This is a genomic window from Nesterenkonia ebinurensis (assembly GCF_008711175.1).
GTDB classification, from domain to species: domain Bacteria; phylum Actinomycetota; class Actinomycetes; order Actinomycetales; family Micrococcaceae; genus Nesterenkonia; species Nesterenkonia ebinurensis.
On the sequence record NZ_VWNF01000011.1, the window covers coordinates 514,048 to 531,110 of the forward strand.

Here is a 17,063-nt window from a genome sequence, read left to right on the forward strand (position 1 = left end):
GCGTCGTCGGCGAGCGCATCGAGCAGCTGCAGCCCCTCCTGCAGTCCCCGGGCCCGGCCGAGTGCCACGGCGCGCCCGAGCCGGACCACCGGCCCCGGCTCGTAGGTTTCCAGGAGCCGATAGAGTACAGCGATCTGAGACCAGTCGGTGTCCTGGTAGGTCTCTGCCTCAGCGTGCACTGCAGCGATCGCAGCCTGAATCGCATAGCTGGCCGCACCTGGGACCGCCGCAGCAGCCTCAGCCAGGGCTTTTCCTTCCCGGATCAGTTCCACGTCCCAGCGTGTCCTGTCCTGCTGAGTCAACGGGACCGGACGCCCAGCAGAATCTGTACGAGCAGGGCGGCGCGCCTCGGTGAGCAGAAGCAGCCCGAGCAGCCCAGTCACCTCCGCAGAGCCGGGGACCAGCTCTCGGAGCAGGCGCGCAAGCCGAATCGACTCAGCGGTGAGATCGTCCCGGATATGCGCCTGCCCGGCGGAGCGGGTGAACCCTTCGGAGTAGAGCAGGTAGATCACCCGTTGAACTCCGCTCAGCCGCTGGTGCAGCTCCTCCTGGCGGGGTGGTTCGAAGGAGATACCTATGGTGCGGATGCGCTTCTTGGCACGAGTGATCCGCTGCTGCATGGTCGTGATGGGGGTCAGCAGCCCGTGGGCAACTTCAGCGGTGGTCAGGCCGGCCAGGAACCGCAGAGTCAGCGCAATCCGGTCCTCAGGCTTCAGCAGGGGGTGAGCACAGGCGAAAAAGAGCCCGAGCCGGTCATCCTCCACGGGCTTGGAGCCCTGCTCCGCAATGAGCGCGGCCGGGTCTGCGAGTGAGTCGGGGACTGGCTCCTGCTGCTGGTGCACACGCAGGCGAGGAAGCTTCTGCTGCAGTACGGAGTGACGCCGGAGAGTATCGAGTGCCTTCCGCTTGGCGGTGGTGGTCAGCCAGGCCTCCGGGCTGTCTGGAATCCCGGTCTCCGGCCACCTCCGCAGAGCCTGAACGAGGGCATCCTGCAGCACGTCTTCGGCAAGGTCGAGGTCGCCGAAGAGTCGGGCGAGCGCCGCCAGGACCTTGGTCCGGTCCGTGGCGGCAACTGCCCGCTGCACCTGAGTCTGCTGCACCTCAGTAGGGGGCGACAGGGCGGACCTCTACATGCGAACCTGGCGCAGAGCCTGGGCTTCTGCGTGCCCAGTCGATGGCTTCATCGATATTGGCCACTTCGATGATGTAGCTGCCGCCAACGAACTCCTGAACCTCAGCGAAGGGTCCAGAAGAGACGATACGCTCACCCTTCTCGTCGCTGCTCACCCGCACGCCATGCTCCGGGTCTTCTAACGCGAAGGAAGTCACCACAACACCTGCTTCGGTGATCTCTTTGTCGAAGGCGAAGAACTCCTCAGGATCGGCTCCGCCGTCCTCGCCGCAGTTCGGATCATTGATGTGCCCCATCAGCAGTAGTGCGTATTTCATGATTGCTCCTCAGATCGTGCCCCCTGCGGCAGTCGGTCGGGCGACCTTCGCCGGAGGTGATTAGTGCCGAACCGGATGGCCCGTCACCATCATGACGTACAAGCACCCCGCATATTGACAGCTTGAAGAAAGTTCTTTGGCTGCTCAGGCGGTGGATTCGGCGATCCAGTTCAGGTATCCCGCGCTGCCATCGATGATCGGCTGCACGATCAGTTCCGGCTCGTCATAGGAATGCTGCTGGGCCAGCAGTTCCTTGATCCCGGGGACTTGGGCCGCCGTGGTCTTCAGGGTGAGGAGGTGCTCGGCGTCGTCGTGGGTCTCTGCCTGCCATTGGTAGAAGCTGCGCACTTCGGAGATCTGCACGCAGGCTGCCAGCCGTTGGGCCACTGCGGCAGAGGCGAGGTGCTGCGCCTCGGCAGCGGAATCGGTAGTGGTCTGCACTGTCACATACTGAACCTGGTCCATACCCTCAGTCTGCCTCACTACGGCTGAGCACAGGACGACCCGAGTGAGTTACCATAGTCTCTGGCCTTTTTGGCCGCCTCCATACAGACCAGGGCCTTTAGCTCAGTTGGTAGAGCATCGGACTTTTAATCCGCTGGTCGCGGGTTCGAGCCCCGCAGGGCCCACAACTAAAACCCCAGGTCAAACGTGATTCTGCAGGACTATTGAGTGCTCAGCCAGTTCCGCTGAGATCTATCGGTACACCCCGGGTACACCCGGGAGGATTTTGGGCTGTCGCTCAGGTAGCTGGTTCCGATTCCTTGGGTGCCTGCGCAAGTGGGCGCATCGCCTTGTCAAGGGACTCCCGGAGACCGCCGAAGTCGTCCTCGTACAGGTGCATGTAGGTGTCGGTGGTAATGGCCAGCGTCTTATGGCCCAGAACGCGCTGAAGCTCCTTGGGGGAGATTCCGTTCTTGGCGTTGAGGGACGCGAAGGTGTGCCTGAGGTCGTGGATTCGGTAGTCCTTGGGCTCAGCGATGCCCGCCTGCCTCAGGGCTGGTCGAAAGACGCGATGCAGCCAGTTGCCCTCAAGGACGACGCCTCCTTGAGGGGCAGTGAACAGGTCGGCAGCGGGCCCCTTGTCTTTCATGAGTGGCAGAAGTTCTCGCTTCAGTGTTTCGGAGAGCGGAGCCCACCGTCGCTCCTTGTTCTTCGTGATCTCTTCAATGACTTTCCCGCCTTGGCCAGAGTCTGAGTACGTGCGCCAGATGGTGAGCTTATTGAGGTCAAGATCGACAGATCCCACTTGCAGGGCGGAGGCTTCTCCCCAGCGAAGCCCCGTGAGGACGAGTGTGAGGAACAGCGCTCGGTCGGAGGGTCGCTTGAACGCTTGGGTGGTGGACAGAATCTGATCGAGTGTTAGGGGGCGGCCTTCGCGTTTCTCGCCTTGCTTAGGCCCCTTGACCCGGGCTGCCGGGTTGACGTTGATGAGACGGTCGTCGACGGCGAGCTCGAGCGCCTCGTTGAGAAGCAATAGGGATTTTCGTGTCCGAGAGGCCGACAGGCCTCCTTTGCGCATAGTCGCAACCCAGAGCTGCACATCTGACTTCTGAACGGCTTTGACTGGGGTGTCGCCCCAGCGCGGCCGTATATGTGTCTTGAGGAGCGATTCATAGTCCCGAAGGGTCTTGCCCTTGACGTCTTTGGTCTCCATGAGTTTGTCGAGGACCACTCCTACTGCGACCCGGCCTGCTTTCGGGTCGGCCCAGGTGCCGGTAACAAACTGAGCGTTCAGCTCATCACGGCGCTGCTCGGCATCCGTCTTTCTCTCGTAGGACTCAGTGGCAGTCTTGCCCATCGGAGTAAAGACGCGAACCCGCCAGCGGCGGCCCCGTCCATGCCGGGCACTGGGAGTCTTGTCGCGCTTGTACCAGGTGTCCTCAACCCAGGCACGGGGATTCTTGGAGGGCATGTGGGCTCAATTGTCTTTGCCGCTCGGCGGATCAAGAGTCCCCTTGCCGTCCAGAAGATGGGGGTGCGCCCGATAGAAGTTTCTAACGTGGGAAGCACCTTCCCAGCCGTCTCTGATCCGCTGGAGTAGCTCATCTCGTACATTCGGATCCGCAATAGATCGCTGAGCCTCCTGTTCTACAGCACCTGGCCAACGGAACTCAGCCCCAAGCGTCTCCAGAGGCGTAACGACGAGTGACTCATAGTAGTTCTCCAGAGGTGTCCATCCTGTTTCTTCGAAAAAGTCCAACTGCAAGGCAAGCAGGTACTTCGCCATGAGCCACTGGTGGACGGCTGTACTTGCATCGAAATTAGTTAAGATCGCTTGCCTCCATCCTTGTGCCACAGAGAGATTCCCCTCCCTAGAAATGAGGTCTCCCAGTGGCAAATCGAGACAGGAGGCTATAGCAGCAGCCTCGTTGAGCTTTACCCTCTGAGTGCCGTTTTCAATCTTGAAGATGGTCTGGGGGTGAATTCGAATACCCTCTTCCTCCATCAGCTTTGCTAACTGGGCCTGGCTCAGCCCCCGTAGGCGCCGCTGATGGCGCAAGTGAATGGCGAAGTTGTCCTCTGCGGCCGCTGCCTCGTCTAGCATGGATCAATAGTAACCGAATATTGGTGAATATCTGCTATTCGACTCCATTGTGTTGACAGCGTGAGTCGTGGGTGCTTTTATGCTGTATCAACGATAAGTGGGCATATTATTCAGTATCGACAACGAAAGGTTGATCCACGATGGAGGTTATGAACACCAAACGGGCTGCGGAGTTCCTGGGTGTCCCAGAGGGAACTTTGCGGTCATGGAGACACCACGCCAGAAGTGGCGAGCACCCTGCGCCACCGAGTTTCCGGGCTGGAAAGCGGGTTCTCTATGTTCGTGAAGAGCTGGAGGCATGGGTCACGGCATGCACGCAAGCTGAGGCCAAGGCGCAAGGTCAGGTGATGAGCAGATGAGGCATCTTGATAGCGAGAAGCGGCCCGGTCTCTCCCGCCAAGAAGACAACCGGACCGCCGAAGCAAGCACCTATTACGGATTACCTGCCTCGTTCCAGGATACCGACCTCAAGCTCCTATATGCACCCGTCCGGGGTGAGCGGCTCACTGAGCATGCTGAGTACTGCTATCTAGGGCATGCCGACCGGGGCGAACAGCATGAGCATCACGTCGCTCTCTCCAGCATCCCCAACGATTTCATCGACGCCGGCGTCCGGGTGTTTATCAATCACTTTGACGATGACGGGAACATCGGAGACGGCCTGGTGCTCCGGTTCTCGAGTGTTGGGTGCTTGCGCAACTATGCCGCATGGCTGACGGCGCAGGCCGACCGTCTCCCGACCCATGCCGAGTCGCATCACGATTCGGAGGTGGATCATGGGTAGTCAGCTGGTCAAACAAGTTTTGGGCACCCCAGAGCTCATTCCACGCGGCACGCCCCGCGAGAAGCAGGCCCGTATTGCCGCGATCTCTATGGCGTCGATTGCGAAAGACGATGGGGCCCCTCCCGTTTTCTTCGCCGGGTGGGAGCAGATAGCCGTCGCCTTAGGTTATTGCCTCACTCTAGAGGATGCGAGGAGCCCTGAAGATCTGTGCAGGAACAAGATGAACGCCGAGCGTGCCACACGCCGAGTCCTCTCCGTTCTCATGCAGTTGGGAATCGCAGTTCCCGCAACTACCAACAACCCGACGGGTATGAGGCAGCACTATGCGCTGATCCTGGAGTCGGAAGCCGATTACACCTGGCTTCCGAGGCATTTTGATCACCGAACGCAGATGTATGTCTGGGAGCAAGTGCCGAGAGCGGAGAGCCCCTCCCGCGGCAGGCTTATGGACGCGAAAGATCATGGGTCTTTGGGATCCCCAGATCATGGGACCCATGACCACGGGGATCACCCCTCCCATGATCCCCGTGGTCATGCTTAATACAAAGGAACTTCCACTTCACTTCAAAAACAACTTCCACCTCCTCCTCGTCTCTGGACGCAAGGTCCAGTACGCGCGCGAGGAGTTGGAACCTCCAGGAAAGTGAGTATTCACATGCCCATGTCACACCGCCAACCGCTCAGCGGAGCAGTTACAGAGTGGGCCACGGGGCTCTCGCCCTTGGACCCGTACACCTGGGGTGGCTTCGTAGTTCGCCGCAGGAAGGACGAACGCCGTCACTTCGGCGGGCGAATACTGCCAAACGACAAGTTTGGGCACTTGGCTGAACGCGTTGCCCACGCGATTCATCAAGTTCTTGAGCCTGGCGGTGACTGGTTAATAGATGAGGACGAGCTCTCAGAGAAACAGATCGACTATCTCGATGCCGCTGATAGTGCGCTCCACCTGTTAGGCATCGGCCTCGAGGATGACCAGGAAGAGGGCACCCTCAAGGCGATGCATCTCCTCCCAGAGGAAGAGATCGGCCCTGAAATCATGATGGTCCTGCGGGAGCTGGCTTTTGCTGCTGCCGAGCAGAACGCCCCATCGGGGGATCAGGCCTGGATTCCCCTGGACGCTCCATCGAGTCTGTGCAGGTTCTTCACAGGCCGGTTCATTCTCGGCGTGGTGGAGTATCTCCAGAGCCTCGGTGTCATCGTCGACTGGCAATGGGATGAAGAGCATCAGGAGCTCTATGTCCAGCTCAGAGAGCCCGCCTCGTTGGACATCTCAGAACCTGCGGTCGAGGCCCTGGTTCGTGAGCGTCAGGAGCAGGGCATGGCGTTCGAGACCCTGAGCCGGGGAGGACGCCCATTGCGGGCTTTCCCCGAAAGGATGGAGAGTGGTGGGTCTGATGCCGTCTGATGATTCGCCGGAGCATGTCGCAGAACTCGGCCCTGAGGATACTGGGTGTTGGCTGGTCGAGACTCAAGGGACGCAGCACATTTGGAATTTGGACCGTATGGTGTACACGCGATTGCCCGGGCCAGATCCCAGGTTCAGGGGCATGCTCTTTGACGGTCAGCCGATGCGGATCACGCGCGTGGTGCAGTGGCCGCAAGTCGGAGGGCGCTCCTGGATCTGGTACGACGACCCAGAGCTGCATCATGCCATTGAGCACTACCGTGTCTCCTCTGAGGTTCGGTCGATTACCCGACTCGCCGACAATGACCCCCAAGCGGAGTCTGGGAAGGGCGCAACGGATGAGACCTGAGTATGGACAACGTCAGCAGATCGCCCGACTTACTGCAGGTTCTGGTGGCCGTTGGTTGGTCACCACCGAAGGCAGTCAGAGCATCTGGGATCTGGAGAAAATGACCTATCTGCGCTCACCCCGACGCAACTCGGTCTCTGGGGCGCTGGAGCGTGATCATGAGCAGTGGAAGATCCTCCAGGTGCTGCGCTGGCCGCAGGTCGGAGACTACTTCCACGTCTTGTTCGAGAAGCCCGATGCGCCGCAGCTGGCGAATGGCATGATCATCAAGTTTCGGACCTCATCGATCATCCGTTCCATCGAACGACTTGTCATCCGAACTGATCCGGCTCGACGCCGCCCTGGCCACTGAGTCTGATCATCGGAGACAGACCTTGGGATGGCGAAAACCCATGAAGCGTTGTCAACACTGTGCTGATCCTCTTTCCGGTGAGAAGCCGGACCAGAAGTACTGTGGCAGGAACTGCCGACAAGCTGCCTACCGAGTGCGACGTCGCCAAGGGCAGTCTGTTCCCCAGGAGGCTGTTGACGAAATCCAGCGGCTCAAGGACGAGCTAAGGAAGACCAAGGCATCACGGCGGTACTTCCAGGAGCAGGTTGAAGAGGCCCGCTACTATGCCCGGTTGCTGAAGGCGGACGTCCAAAGCGAACGGAATAAGCTCCGGTTTTTCCAGCAGGAGCAGACGGAATCCCCTTTTCTGAGAGTCCATCCCACCGGCGAGCTTACCGAGGCCAGTTATGCCTACGTGAAGAAGCACCAGCGGCGACGGGCCATGAAATACAGCCGGGCCGTGCCCTCTGCTGAGGAGAAAATGGTTGATCAGATTCTCAGCCGATGCGAGACGATACGCCAGATCATCGAGAACGCTGAGCTGCGCCTGGACGAGGTAAGGTCCAGTCTGGAGAGTGATTTGGACAAGGCAAAGGAATTGGCCCTCTGGCGGAACCAGGGCTTCGAGAACTTCGCTGACTGGTGGACAACAGTGCTGCGGATCAGCGCCGAGGAGAGCGACCTACCGCCCTGGTATGACTACCCGCTGAGCGAGGACTACCTCCCCTTCTGGTGACAAGAACCCTGCCTGAACTTCGACCAACCGATGAGGTGAGTGTCGTTGGGGCGGGTTGATAGAGGAGAAATGCCCATCTGCCCCGGGAACATAGGCGCGTTCGAAGTCGCTCTTTCCCTGCCAGAAAGAGACCCCCGCAGGCGCTGCGTCCAGTTCGCCCGGTTGGCGATCACGGAGGATGAGCGCACCACCGTTAGGGCGCCAGGCCGAGGAGCCCGGGGTCCTCGGAAACCCGAAGTGGAGAAGACCGGATGCAAGCCTGGGGCAACTCACCATGCCTGTCAGCCGTCACTCCTCATAACTTAATGCATCATCGGCTCAGCAAAGAGATCTTCGGTGGATAGAAGTCTCGATGTCCGAGCTGCGCGCTAGGATCAGGCCAATGAGGCTCATGGGCCTCGCTCAGGCTTATGCCGCCACAGGGAATAACGGCAGGGGACAACACGTGATTGCTCGCACCAGCACCACCGCCACATTGAGTCTGGTTGCACTGCTGGCACTGACGGCCTGCGACGGCGACAATGCCGAATCCGGAGCCGCACCAGACAATGGCGCTGAAGACACAACTACCGAAGAGTCCGCAGACGACGAAGAGCAGACATCTGTTGCATCAGAAGCTGATGACGCCGACGAGGACGATCCAGAGGAAGATGGAGATGTCCCCCAAGGTGAAAGCCTTCCCAATACTCCCCAGGCCTACACAGCCATCACAATCGTTGGTGACGAGAGCGCACTGCCGGAGGGTGAAGACGGTGAAGTATCTGTCGTCGCGATCAGCGAACCTGACGGGAACACTTCATTTCCATTCATCGTGCACAACAGGACCGGACAGACAGTCTCACGCGTAGAGGTCAGCGGCCGAGCTTTGGGTCCTGAAGGAGAGACTCTGGGAACTGGCTCTTCGCATTCCGTTGATCCGAACGTGATCCCTCCTGGCGGCTACGGATTCGGGTACGTCTACGTCGATTCATCGGATTGGGACCTCCCTGCTGGATCTGAAATTCCAGACCTACGCGTGAAGTACACCGAAGGACTTGGATCGTTCGAGAACATCATCACCCTGGACATCGACAACTTTGAGCAGCTTCCCAGTGGAGACCTAACTGGTGATGTCGTCAACCCCCATGACGTCACCGTCACTGGGCCGATCAGCGTAGACATAGTCTGCCTCTCAGATGGCGGTCGAGTAACAGATGATCGGAGCTTCACTGACAGTGACGAAGTCGATCCCGGTGACTACACCACCTGGACTATCTCCTCCTACGGGGGATCGTCTGAGTGTGTGGTGAGGCTGCTCAGCGCCAGCGGCTACGACATGTGGTGACCTGTGACCGAATGCTCGCTCATATATACGGCCATCGGATCCGACTAACACAGCTTGACAACTGAGGAGGGTTTTACCAGTGGGCCTTTTTGATTTTCTTTTGAAGAAGGAAGAGAGCTGGGAGGAGAGCGATGCTTACACCGGGGAGACGCCACCGTGCCCTGATTGCGGAACTCCCCTGACAAAAAGGTACGTCTACTCTGGTATGTACTGTTCAAGTTGCTGGTCCGGTCTCCGGGACGAAGATGACGAGGAAAGTGACGACGGCGACGCATTGAGTGTCTACGATGCCGCTCAGATTTGGGTTTCGAACGGCAAGGATGAAGACTACATGTTTGGCTACTCAAGGGATGAGCTCGAGAACGCGCTCTGAGCGATGGGTTCTTAGGATGCCGACCAGTCCAAGGAGAGCGAGCCCAGCGTGGTCACTGCCGTAGCTGTACGCTTGAGCCAAATAGCTGACAAGGGAGGTCAGGGACGTGAGTAACCTCGGTGACTACCAGGACTTCGTTACCATCGCTAAGAAAGTTGGCGGACCCAAGAATCTAGTTGGGCTGGTCCTAAGCGTAGGCGCATGCGCGGGGTTGGGCATAGGTTATGCCTACGGACGTTCGACCAAAGCCCGTATCAAGCAGACGGCTCCTTGCCTCGGTAGGAGAAAGCTCTTCGCGGTCACCGCCGACGCCGAGGATCCGTCGTCCGGCCTTGCGGTCCGGGAAGGCGACTCCTATAGAGTGCTCGAAGCCGATGGTGAGGCCATTCAAATCCAAGTCATCGGAGATGAGAACAATCCCTACTTCGTGTCGCAGGGGTTCCTGGCATCGATCTCGGATTTTCCGAAGACCGATGACGTCACCGACTAAGGTCCCCTTTCCCAGTTACCCGAGAATTTGGCAGCAGGTGAGTTGGCCCTCGCTCCGCCTCTTGCTAGGACGCGCATCTGAGGTTTAGCGACTTCGTTCATTTGTGAAGAGGACTGGGCAGCCTGCCGTAGCGTTACTTCTGCGCACTTTGTCCACGATGTGCACACTTGGTGCCAGAGGTGTGTCGTAAATATCAGGACTTGAACATCCTTGGATCGTCGAACGTCCTTCTGAGGGTTCTAGAACATCTTGAGGTCTCTTTCTGTGGTCGTAGAAGACGGTAGGCGTGGTTATTGAGGAGTCGTGCGCTTATGAGGCGGGCTGGGGACTCGATGTGAATGTCAGTCCTAGACTGGACTGTAGGTCTAGGGGACCGGGCCTGGACTGAAGCGGAACTGGGACTGAGTCCATGTGGACTGGGCCAGAGCCGTGGCCTGGACTCAGACGGGGCCGGTCTGGAGAGGACTAGGGCCATGAACGGTCACGAAAGTTGGACTGGTCCCTGGGCTGGAGTAAATGACTAGCTGCTGCCACAGGGTAGTGGGTGTCGCGCTAGGCACTATGAATCTGAGTCGCTTCAGTGGTGCGTTGCGCTGGCGAGACACCTATGGAGGCCAGGAGTCACGAATGGGCAGATTTCAGATCCCGGCTGCGGAAGATTCGGAAGTGCTTCGAGAAGATACTCACCAGGAGCATGCCTGGGGTCGAGCCATCTGGCTAGGACTAGAACTGTGACCGAGCGAGCCCCAGCACGTTTCAGAGCAGTGGCACCCGACTGAGCATGACTGCCGGAGACCCAGGTGTCCTCCACGAGCAAGATGTCTTCGCCGGGGTCGATTCTTTCGGCGCTGAACAACTCAGGGTCGACGACGCCGCGTTGCTTTCCTCCTGCCGTCGTGGAGGGCCCTCGGTAGCTGAGGAGTTCTTGGACCTGGGTGGGCAACGGGAGCCTTCGCAACACTCGGGTCACAAGTTCCAGGAGCGGACTTGGCTGTCCAGGCTTTTGGGTTGAGGGGATCACGGTGACACATTCCGGCGAGGTACCAGTGTTGGACTGCAGACATGGCCAGTGGTCTCGGAGGGTTACGTAGAGAACGGAGGCCAACCCCGCGAAAGCAATGTTGTCATTGGGCCCACCGAGGCGGGGATCCTTATAGTTCCACATGTCACGTGAGGTTTGGTCCCGTCCAGATACGGCATACAGCAACGGGAAGATACCGTCAGCAAGACCGTGCTGCTCTACTCGCTGGCCATGCCTGTAGCCCCAACACGGTGCGCAGAGTTCGTATCGCTCGTTGACTTCAGAGAACCCGATCAGGAGTCCCACTGCGCCGCGACAACTCTTACAGACCGGCAAATCCGGTTGAAGCGCAGCAGAGCGAAGGTGAGTTTGCGCTGCGAGGAACTCATCGACAGACTCATCGAAGCCCTGCTCCGGACTCATGCGAACAGCCGAGTGCCTCTCTCATGGATCTCGGCGAAGTGAAGTGCCAGCTCAGCTGCTTGCTGCGGACTGTGGGCGACTTTTGCCAGCCCGTTGGCGGCGTAGTCCTGACCCCACGTTGTCTCACGTTCCACCTGTGTAGAGATAATGAGGCCGCGGGAGTGCCCGATAGCTGCTCGGGCCTGATGCCTAGTACCGGATTTTTCCTGTGCTGAGATCACGATGGTCGCAAGACCATAGGCAGACATCACTTGGTTCCGCATGGGAAAGGCGAACTTCGCGCCGGAGAAGTCGGGCTCGAACTGAGAGAGCACCAACCCGGTGTTGGCGATCTGCCCTCGCAGCTTCTGATGCGACGCCGGGTAGGTGTGTTCAAGCCCTGTGCCCATGACCGCCACCGTTCGGCCATGAGTCTCTAGCGCTGCGCAGTGAGCAGCAGCATCAACCCCGGCTGCGAGCCCTGAGGCGACCGTCAGGCCCCGGGACACAAGCTCTTGGGCTGTGGCTGCTGCCTGTTCCAGCACTTCCGGTGTTGCTCTTCGGGATCCGACTACCGACACCGCAGTGTCGTTCGGCACGATGTCACCTTGGTAGTAGAGCAGAGCTGGGGCCTCCCGGGCATTGCGCAGATGACGCGGATAGGCGGTATCGAGGATGGAAAGCACGTTGAAACCATGAGACCGCCATCGCCGGAGATCCTGGTAGGCGCGTTCGACCTCGAGCTCTAGCTCCGGGTCGATCAGTGTTGTGCCAAATAGAGTCTCCAGCAGGTAATCGATACCTTCCTGCTGAAGCATCTGGACGCGCTCGGGCTGAGTCAGGGGGTGGTTCTTGCGCATTGCTACGAGAATCTTGATGATCGTCTCATCATCGACTCCCCTGGCTCCTGCGCGGAGTGCAACTGTGCTTGGCTCCATCTTCAACATCATACGATCCATCATGCCTCCTGCCTATGACATGTACCGGCACCTATATCCGCACGGACCCCGTGAACTCCCTACCTGTGTGTAACCTGAACGCATGGACAAAGCGCGCAGCTTCGAGGAGATCTACCGGCAGGTGGACCGGTTCGTGCTGGACTGGAAGGACGCCGCAGGCGATGAACGCCAGCAGGCCCAGATGTTCGTCCGGGATCTGCTTCAGGTCTACGGGCTCACCGACTCTCGCGCTGCGCTCTACGAGCACCGGGCTAAGCGCACCTCTACTGGCAGGCAGGGCTACATCGACGCCTTGGTCCCGGGCATCCTGGCGGTGGAGATGAAGTCTGCCGGCGAGGATTTGGCCAAGGCTGAGGCCCAGGCCCTGGACTATCTGCATGATCTTCCCGATGCGGAGTTTCCTGACTGGGTGCTGACCAGTGACTTCGTGCGCTTCCGTCTGCTGAATCTGAAGACCGGCTCCGACGACGCCGCAGTTGAGTGGGAGCTGGAGAACTTCCGTGATCACGCAGAAAAGTTGGCATTCCTGGCCGGCTACGGCCACCGAATACTGAGCTTCGAGGAGCGCGAGGCCGCCTCCATCAAGGCTGCCCAGCTGATGGCCTCCCTCTACGAGGGGCTGGCAGAGTCCGGGTTTAACGAGCATACCTCATCGGTATTCATGGTCCGGTGCCTGTTCATGCTTTACGCCGACGACACCGCCCTTTGGGGTGAACGAGACCTGTTCTTGGAGTTCTTGGAGAACCGGACCGAGGAATCAGGGAATGACCTTGGTCCGATGCTGGCTCAGCTGTTCCAAATGCTGAAGACTCCCCCGGAACGGCGGCCACGCAATCTCACCGGGCTGTTGGCCAGGTTCCCGTATGTCAACGGCGGACTCTTTGAAGAAGACGTGGCAATCCCGTTCTTCGACTCGGATATGCGCCGCCGCTTGATTGAAGCCTGTTACTTCAATTGGTCAGCGATCAGCCCTGCGATCTTCGGCTCCTTGTTCCAGGCGGTGAAGGACAAGGCCGCGCGACGCAGTCTGGGGGCTCACTACACCACGGAGCGGAACATCCTGCGGGTGATCCGGCCAATGTTCCTCGACGAACTGCACGAGGAGTTCGAAGCAAAGAAAGACTCCGTGCGTGGGCTCCGGAATCTACGTGAACGTCTGGGTGAGATGCACTTCTTTGACCCGGCGTGCGGTTGCGGGAACTTCCTGATTATTGCCTACCGAGAAATGCGCTCGTTGGAGCTGCGCATCATCGAACGCATCCAAGAACTCGAGGCTGGCCGGAAGTCGAAGTCTGTTCTGGATGAGGGGCTGTTCTTCACCGGGGATCAGATCATGGTCCAGGCCAGGCAGTTCCACGGCATCGAGATCGAAGACTGGCCTGCTCGTATCGCGGCCACCGCACTGCATCTGGTGGAGCACCAGGCCAACCAGGAGATGCAGGCCCGCCTCGGCGCAGCACCACAGCTGCTGCCACTGGACAAGGTCGAGACCATCCACACCGGCAACGCCCTCCGGATGGACTGGACTGAAGTCATCGAACCTAGCGAAAACGTCTACATTCTCGGCAACCCACCGTTCCTGGGTGACAACACCCGTGAGGCAGACCAGCTGGATGATCTCAAGGATGTCTGGGGCCGTGACTACACAGTTTCCCGGATGGACTATGTCACCGGGTGGTATAAGAAAGCCGTCGACTACTTCGGGACAGGCGACGGCACCTGGGGTTTCGTGTCAACCAACTCGATCGTCCAGGGCGATCAGCCGGCACGCCTGTTCAAGCCGATCTTTGAGGCTGGGTGGCAGATCAAGTTTGCGCACCGCACCTTTGCCTGGACTTCGGAGGCACCTGCGGCAGCGGCAGTGCACTGCACCATTATTGGCTTCACGAAACGGCCAATCCAGCGCCGATTGTTCATTTACACCGAACTGCGTGGCGAGCCCGTTGAGGAGAAGCCGCAAAGTATCAATGCATATCTGGTCGACGGGCCGAATGTGCTGGTGGAGAAAGCGTCCAAACCCATTTCCCCTCACATTGAGAAGACAGCTTACGGTTCCAAACCCACCGACGACGGCAACCTCATCGTCGAACTTGAAGACTACGAGGAGGTCGCTGCTGACCCCATCGCAGCCAAGTACCTTCACCCCTACGTCGGAGCCCGAGAGCTCATCCATAAGGAGGACCGCTGGTGCCTCTGGCTCGAAGACCTCGACCCCCAGGACTTGGCCAGGTCGCCCATCCTGAAGACACGAGTCGAAGCTGTCCGAGAGTTCCGCGCAGCCTCCAGAGCAGCCTCTACCAGGGATTTCGCCCGCTACCCCCATCTCTTCCGGCAACGAATGAAATATTCGGAGCCGTACCTTGGCATCCCGATTCACGTCTCCGAGACCCGGCATTACTACCCTGTCGCGCACTTTGGCCCAGCGGTCATCTGCAGCAACGCGAATTTCACGGCTCCGGACGCCACCGGGTTCCAGTTCGCGATCATGTCTTCGTCAATGTTCATCACCTGGCAGAAAACTGTAGGCGGACGCATCAAGTCTGACCTTCGTTTCGGCTCAACACTTTCCTGGTACACGGTGCCGCTCCCCGACGTCCCGGACGACCTCCGGGCTGCGATCATCTCCGCCGGCCAGGGTGTCCTCGAAGCCCGCGATCGGTACCCAGAACGGTCTCTTGCGGACCACTACAACCCGTTGGTGATGGACCCCGCACTGATCAAAGCGCACGACAAACTTGACGCCGTCGTCGACCGTGCCTTCGGAGCGACCCGCACCTGCCAGTCCGAGAAGAAACGTCAAGAGATCCTCTTCACCCGCTACGCCGAAATGATCCGAATCAAAAGATTTCTAGATTTTGGTCCAGAAGACCAAGTAAGGACGGCAAGTGACTGAAAGTGGCCACACACAGGATGGCTCCCCGCAGACCGAAGCGTTTATTTTCGGCATCCCGAAGAAAGAGGACCTTGACGCTGCCCGACTTTCTGAGTTTTTGGAGAATCTCGGGCGAGACCGGCGTGAACCGATTCAGGCACACCTCGCGGATAGGTCTGAGTTCCAGGAGCGACTAGAGAATTACTACCAGGACGGCTTGGAAGAGCTGGATCTTCTGTACCTTATGGCAATTGAAGCGGCTTCATGGGGGCACGAAGTCATCGAAAAAGCTCTTGGTAATGACCTTGAGGAGACTCAGTACCTGAGGTACTACGATGTCCAACGTGGACTCGCTGCGAGATGTTTAAAGACACACGCAGAGGTGTCTTGGCTTCTCCGGGGTGGTCACTCTGATGGTGCCGCTGCGAGAACTCGCACGATCCTTGAGATTTTCGCAGTGACTCGCACTCTTGCAGAGCACGGCTCCCCTGAGGGAGATCATCCAGAGCTAGTTGAGCGATACTTGGTGCACCGCGAAGTCTTTGGCTTCCAGACCATCAGCGCAATCAAGTCTAGCGGAATACTTGACGACTCTGAGAAGTCTCTCTCGGATGAGCGCGTCTCTCGTGTTAAAAAACAACGAGACCTGCTGATTCTTGAGTATGGAAAAGAGTTCTCCAGTGCCTGCGGCTGGGCTGCGCCCCTATTCCCTGGCCAGCGCAGAATAGGGTATGGCGATCTCATCAAGCGAGTAATGCCAGAGCTTCCCGTCTTTTACAACATTACGAGTGCCCCTCTGCATGCTGGGTCCGATGGGCTCCACGACACTCTGGCAGTCCGGGAACACGAAGCTGCTCTTGTAGCCGGCCCCACAAATTTGGGACTTGCGCTTCCAGCCACTATTGCCTCCGCACTCTTAGTAAGTCAGCTACAAGCCGTAGTCCCTCACCTTGTGCGAACATCAAGCGTCAACGAGGACTGGGGAGGTTATTTCCTGGTCGCCCTAGAACTTGCTGCGAAGAAGGTCAGTGACCGTATGTTCGAAGGCGAAGAGCGCGTCAAAGAAGCAGAAGAGAAATTCCAGTCCGAGCGCCGACAGGAGGACGCGTGAGCACCTACCCTGTACCGGCTCCGAAAGCAGCGTCTAGCGTAGTTGTTGAGGTCGCTCAAGGCGCGCGTATGGCGGAGAAGATGCTGAACTCGTGGGGAGATCCAACGCCCGGCTCAGATTTGGCCCAGGTGAATGCCCTTTATCAGTGGGAGAAGGTCTCGGATCGAGCACAGCACTATGTGGCCGCTTCACTTGAGCACCTCTTAATGTGGGCCGACTTCGTGGCCCCTCTGAAGTTCGATCCGGAGCAGGCTTCAGTCATTCGAATGCGCCCCACCTTAGCTCTGGCAAGAGCTGCAATTGAGAGTGCAGCACAGGTCGTCTGGTTGCTTGCGGGGCAAACTTCTCGAGAGTGCGTTCGAAGACATCTGTCTCTCGTCCGCTGGGATCTTCAGGAGCATCGTAAGAGCCGCCTCAATGCGGCGGGCAAGCAATCAGTTAGGCGACGAGAGCAGGAGCTCGTAGAACGAGTCTCTTCTGAGTTCTCTGACAGAGAGGTCTCAGCACCTCAAGGCTATTTGTGGATAATCCAGCAGGCCTGTACTGATCCTGGACTGAAGTTGGACGGAACGGAGGCTGAGCGGCTCTGGAGAGCCATGAGCGGAGCCGCCCATGGAATGTACTGGACTAATTTGGAGCTCACTCAGATCAGTCTCGGCGAAGAGTACGAACCTGGCCATTTCAGATCGCTCGTCCTCCCTGACGCCGGAGCTCTGATTGAGGCTCTACGCGCTGCTTCGACCATCACCACCTATGCCACCTACAAATATCTGACGATGGGCGGCGCGGACTGCGTCGAACTTGCCAAACAAGCCATACATGCTCTTGCGCAAGAAGTTCCGCTAAAGCCGAATGCTGATATGGACTTAGATTCAATGTTTCCGAAGAGTCCTTAGCGTGACGATCCCT

Annotated in this window: 18 protein-coding genes, 1 tRNA gene and 1 pseudogene; 14 read left to right on the plus strand and 6 right to left on the minus strand. The window is 58.7% G+C overall.

Annotation, left to right across the window (positions count from 1 at the left end):
• Positions 1-239 precede the first annotated feature (239 nt).
• From F0311_RS18790 to cutA, 3 genes and pseudogenes are all read right to left on the minus strand, one after another.
• Positions 240-1,100: pseudogene (locus tag F0311_RS18790) on the minus strand (RNA polymerase sigma factor); the annotation flags it as partial.
• 1 nt (position 1,101) lies between these two features.
• Positions 1,102-1,449, minus strand: a complete 348-nt coding sequence (locus tag F0311_RS06220; RefSeq protein WP_150461059.1) for a YciI family protein — start codon at positions 1,447-1,449, stop codon at positions 1,102-1,104.
• A gap of 144 nt (positions 1,450-1,593) precedes the next feature.
• Positions 1,594-1,914, minus strand: coding sequence for a divalent-cation tolerance protein CutA (cutA, locus tag F0311_RS06225; RefSeq protein ID WP_150461060.1), 321 nt, complete (start codon positions 1,912-1,914; stop codon positions 1,594-1,596).
• A gap of 91 nt (positions 1,915-2,005) precedes the next feature.
• Here cutA and F0311_RS06230 point away from each other — a divergent pair.
• Positions 2,006-2,078 (plus strand) — tRNA-Lys (locus F0311_RS06230).
• Between the two features lie 113 nt (positions 2,079-2,191).
• Here F0311_RS06230 and F0311_RS06235 read toward each other — a convergent pair.
• Positions 2,192-3,364: a tyrosine-type recombinase/integrase gene (locus F0311_RS06235; protein WP_150461061.1), complete on the minus strand. Its 1,173-nt coding sequence runs from the start codon at positions 3,362-3,364 to the stop codon at positions 2,192-2,194.
• 6 nt (positions 3,365-3,370) lie between these two features.
• Positions 3,371-3,997: a helix-turn-helix transcriptional regulator gene (locus F0311_RS06240; protein WP_150461062.1), complete on the minus strand. Its 627-nt coding sequence runs from the start codon at positions 3,995-3,997 to the stop codon at positions 3,371-3,373.
• A 149-nt stretch (positions 3,998-4,146) separates the two neighbouring features.
• Between F0311_RS06240 and F0311_RS18980 the strand changes: the two genes are divergently transcribed.
• The 10 genes from F0311_RS18980 to F0311_RS06285 all read left to right on the plus strand — a co-directional run bounded on the left by F0311_RS18980 (position 4,147) and on the right by F0311_RS06285 (position 9,789).
• Positions 4,147-4,356, plus strand: a complete 210-nt coding sequence (locus F0311_RS18980) for a helix-turn-helix domain-containing protein (RefSeq protein WP_223881163.1) — start codon at positions 4,147-4,149, stop codon at positions 4,354-4,356.
• Positions 4,353-4,781: a hypothetical protein gene (locus F0311_RS06250; RefSeq protein WP_150461064.1), complete on the plus strand. Its 429-nt coding sequence runs from the start codon at positions 4,353-4,355 to the stop codon at positions 4,779-4,781. The genes F0311_RS18980 and F0311_RS06250 overlap by 4 nt, the downstream gene beginning before the upstream one ends.
• A gap of 494 nt (positions 4,782-5,275) precedes the next feature.
• The gene (locus F0311_RS17965) at positions 5,276-5,428 is read left to right on the plus strand and encodes a hypothetical protein (protein ID WP_191089770.1); all 153 of its coding nucleotides are present in this window, start codon (positions 5,276-5,278) and stop codon (positions 5,426-5,428) included.
• Positions 5,429-5,442: 14 nt separating this feature from the next.
• The gene (locus tag F0311_RS06255) at positions 5,443-6,186 is read left to right on the plus strand and encodes a hypothetical protein (RefSeq protein WP_150461065.1); all 744 of its coding nucleotides are present in this window, start codon (positions 5,443-5,445) and stop codon (positions 6,184-6,186) included.
• A gap of 163 nt (positions 6,187-6,349) precedes the next feature.
• Positions 6,350-6,535 (plus strand): hypothetical protein, encoded by a 186-nt coding sequence (locus tag F0311_RS06260; RefSeq protein WP_150461066.1) that lies wholly within the window; start codon positions 6,350-6,352, stop codon positions 6,533-6,535.
• Positions 6,525-6,887 carry a hypothetical protein gene (locus tag F0311_RS06265; RefSeq protein WP_150461067.1) on the plus strand — a complete coding sequence of 121 codons (363 nt, stop codon included), beginning with the start codon at positions 6,525-6,527 and terminating at the stop codon, positions 6,885-6,887. Before F0311_RS06260 ends, F0311_RS06265 begins: the two co-directional genes overlap by 11 nt.
• A gap of 133 nt (positions 6,888-7,020) precedes the next feature.
• The gene (locus F0311_RS06270) at positions 7,021-7,602 is read left to right on the plus strand and encodes a hypothetical protein (protein WP_150461068.1); all 582 of its coding nucleotides are present in this window, start codon (positions 7,021-7,023) and stop codon (positions 7,600-7,602) included.
• Positions 7,603-8,047: 445 nt separating this feature from the next.
• Complete coding sequence (locus F0311_RS06275) at positions 8,048-8,926, plus strand: hypothetical protein (protein WP_150461069.1); 879 nt, start codon at positions 8,048-8,050, stop codon at positions 8,924-8,926.
• Between the two features lie 79 nt (positions 8,927-9,005).
• On the plus strand, positions 9,006-9,299 hold the full coding sequence (locus F0311_RS06280) for a hypothetical protein (RefSeq protein WP_150461070.1): 294 nt from the start codon (positions 9,006-9,008) through the stop codon (positions 9,297-9,299).
• Positions 9,300-9,405: 106 nt separating this feature from the next.
• Positions 9,406-9,789, plus strand: coding sequence for a hypothetical protein (locus F0311_RS06285; protein WP_150461071.1), 384 nt, complete (start codon positions 9,406-9,408; stop codon positions 9,787-9,789).
• 1,440 nt (positions 9,790-11,229) lie between these two features.
• Here the strand turns inward: F0311_RS06285 and F0311_RS06290 are convergent.
• Positions 11,230-12,150 (minus strand): DNA-processing protein DprA, encoded by a 921-nt coding sequence (locus F0311_RS06290; RefSeq protein WP_150461208.1) that lies wholly within the window; start codon positions 12,148-12,150, stop codon positions 11,230-11,232.
• Positions 12,151-12,253: 103 nt separating this feature from the next.
• Between F0311_RS06290 and F0311_RS06295 the strand changes: the two genes are divergently transcribed.
• The 3 genes from F0311_RS06295 (at position 12,254) to F0311_RS06305 (ending at position 17,050) form a co-directional block, all read left to right on the plus strand.
• Complete coding sequence (locus F0311_RS06295; RefSeq protein WP_150461072.1) at positions 12,254-15,064, plus strand: class I SAM-dependent DNA methyltransferase; 2,811 nt, start codon at positions 12,254-12,256, stop codon at positions 15,062-15,064.
• On the plus strand, positions 15,057-16,154 hold the full coding sequence (locus F0311_RS06300; RefSeq protein WP_150461073.1) for a DUF5677 domain-containing protein: 1,098 nt from the start codon (positions 15,057-15,059) through the stop codon (positions 16,152-16,154). Before F0311_RS06295 ends, F0311_RS06300 begins: the two co-directional genes overlap by 8 nt.
• A 68-nt stretch (positions 16,155-16,222) precedes the next feature.
• On the plus strand, positions 16,223-17,050 hold the full coding sequence (locus F0311_RS06305; RefSeq protein WP_150461074.1) for a hypothetical protein: 828 nt from the start codon (positions 16,223-16,225) through the stop codon (positions 17,048-17,050).
• The last annotated feature ends 13 nt before the right edge of the window (positions 17,051-17,063 follow it).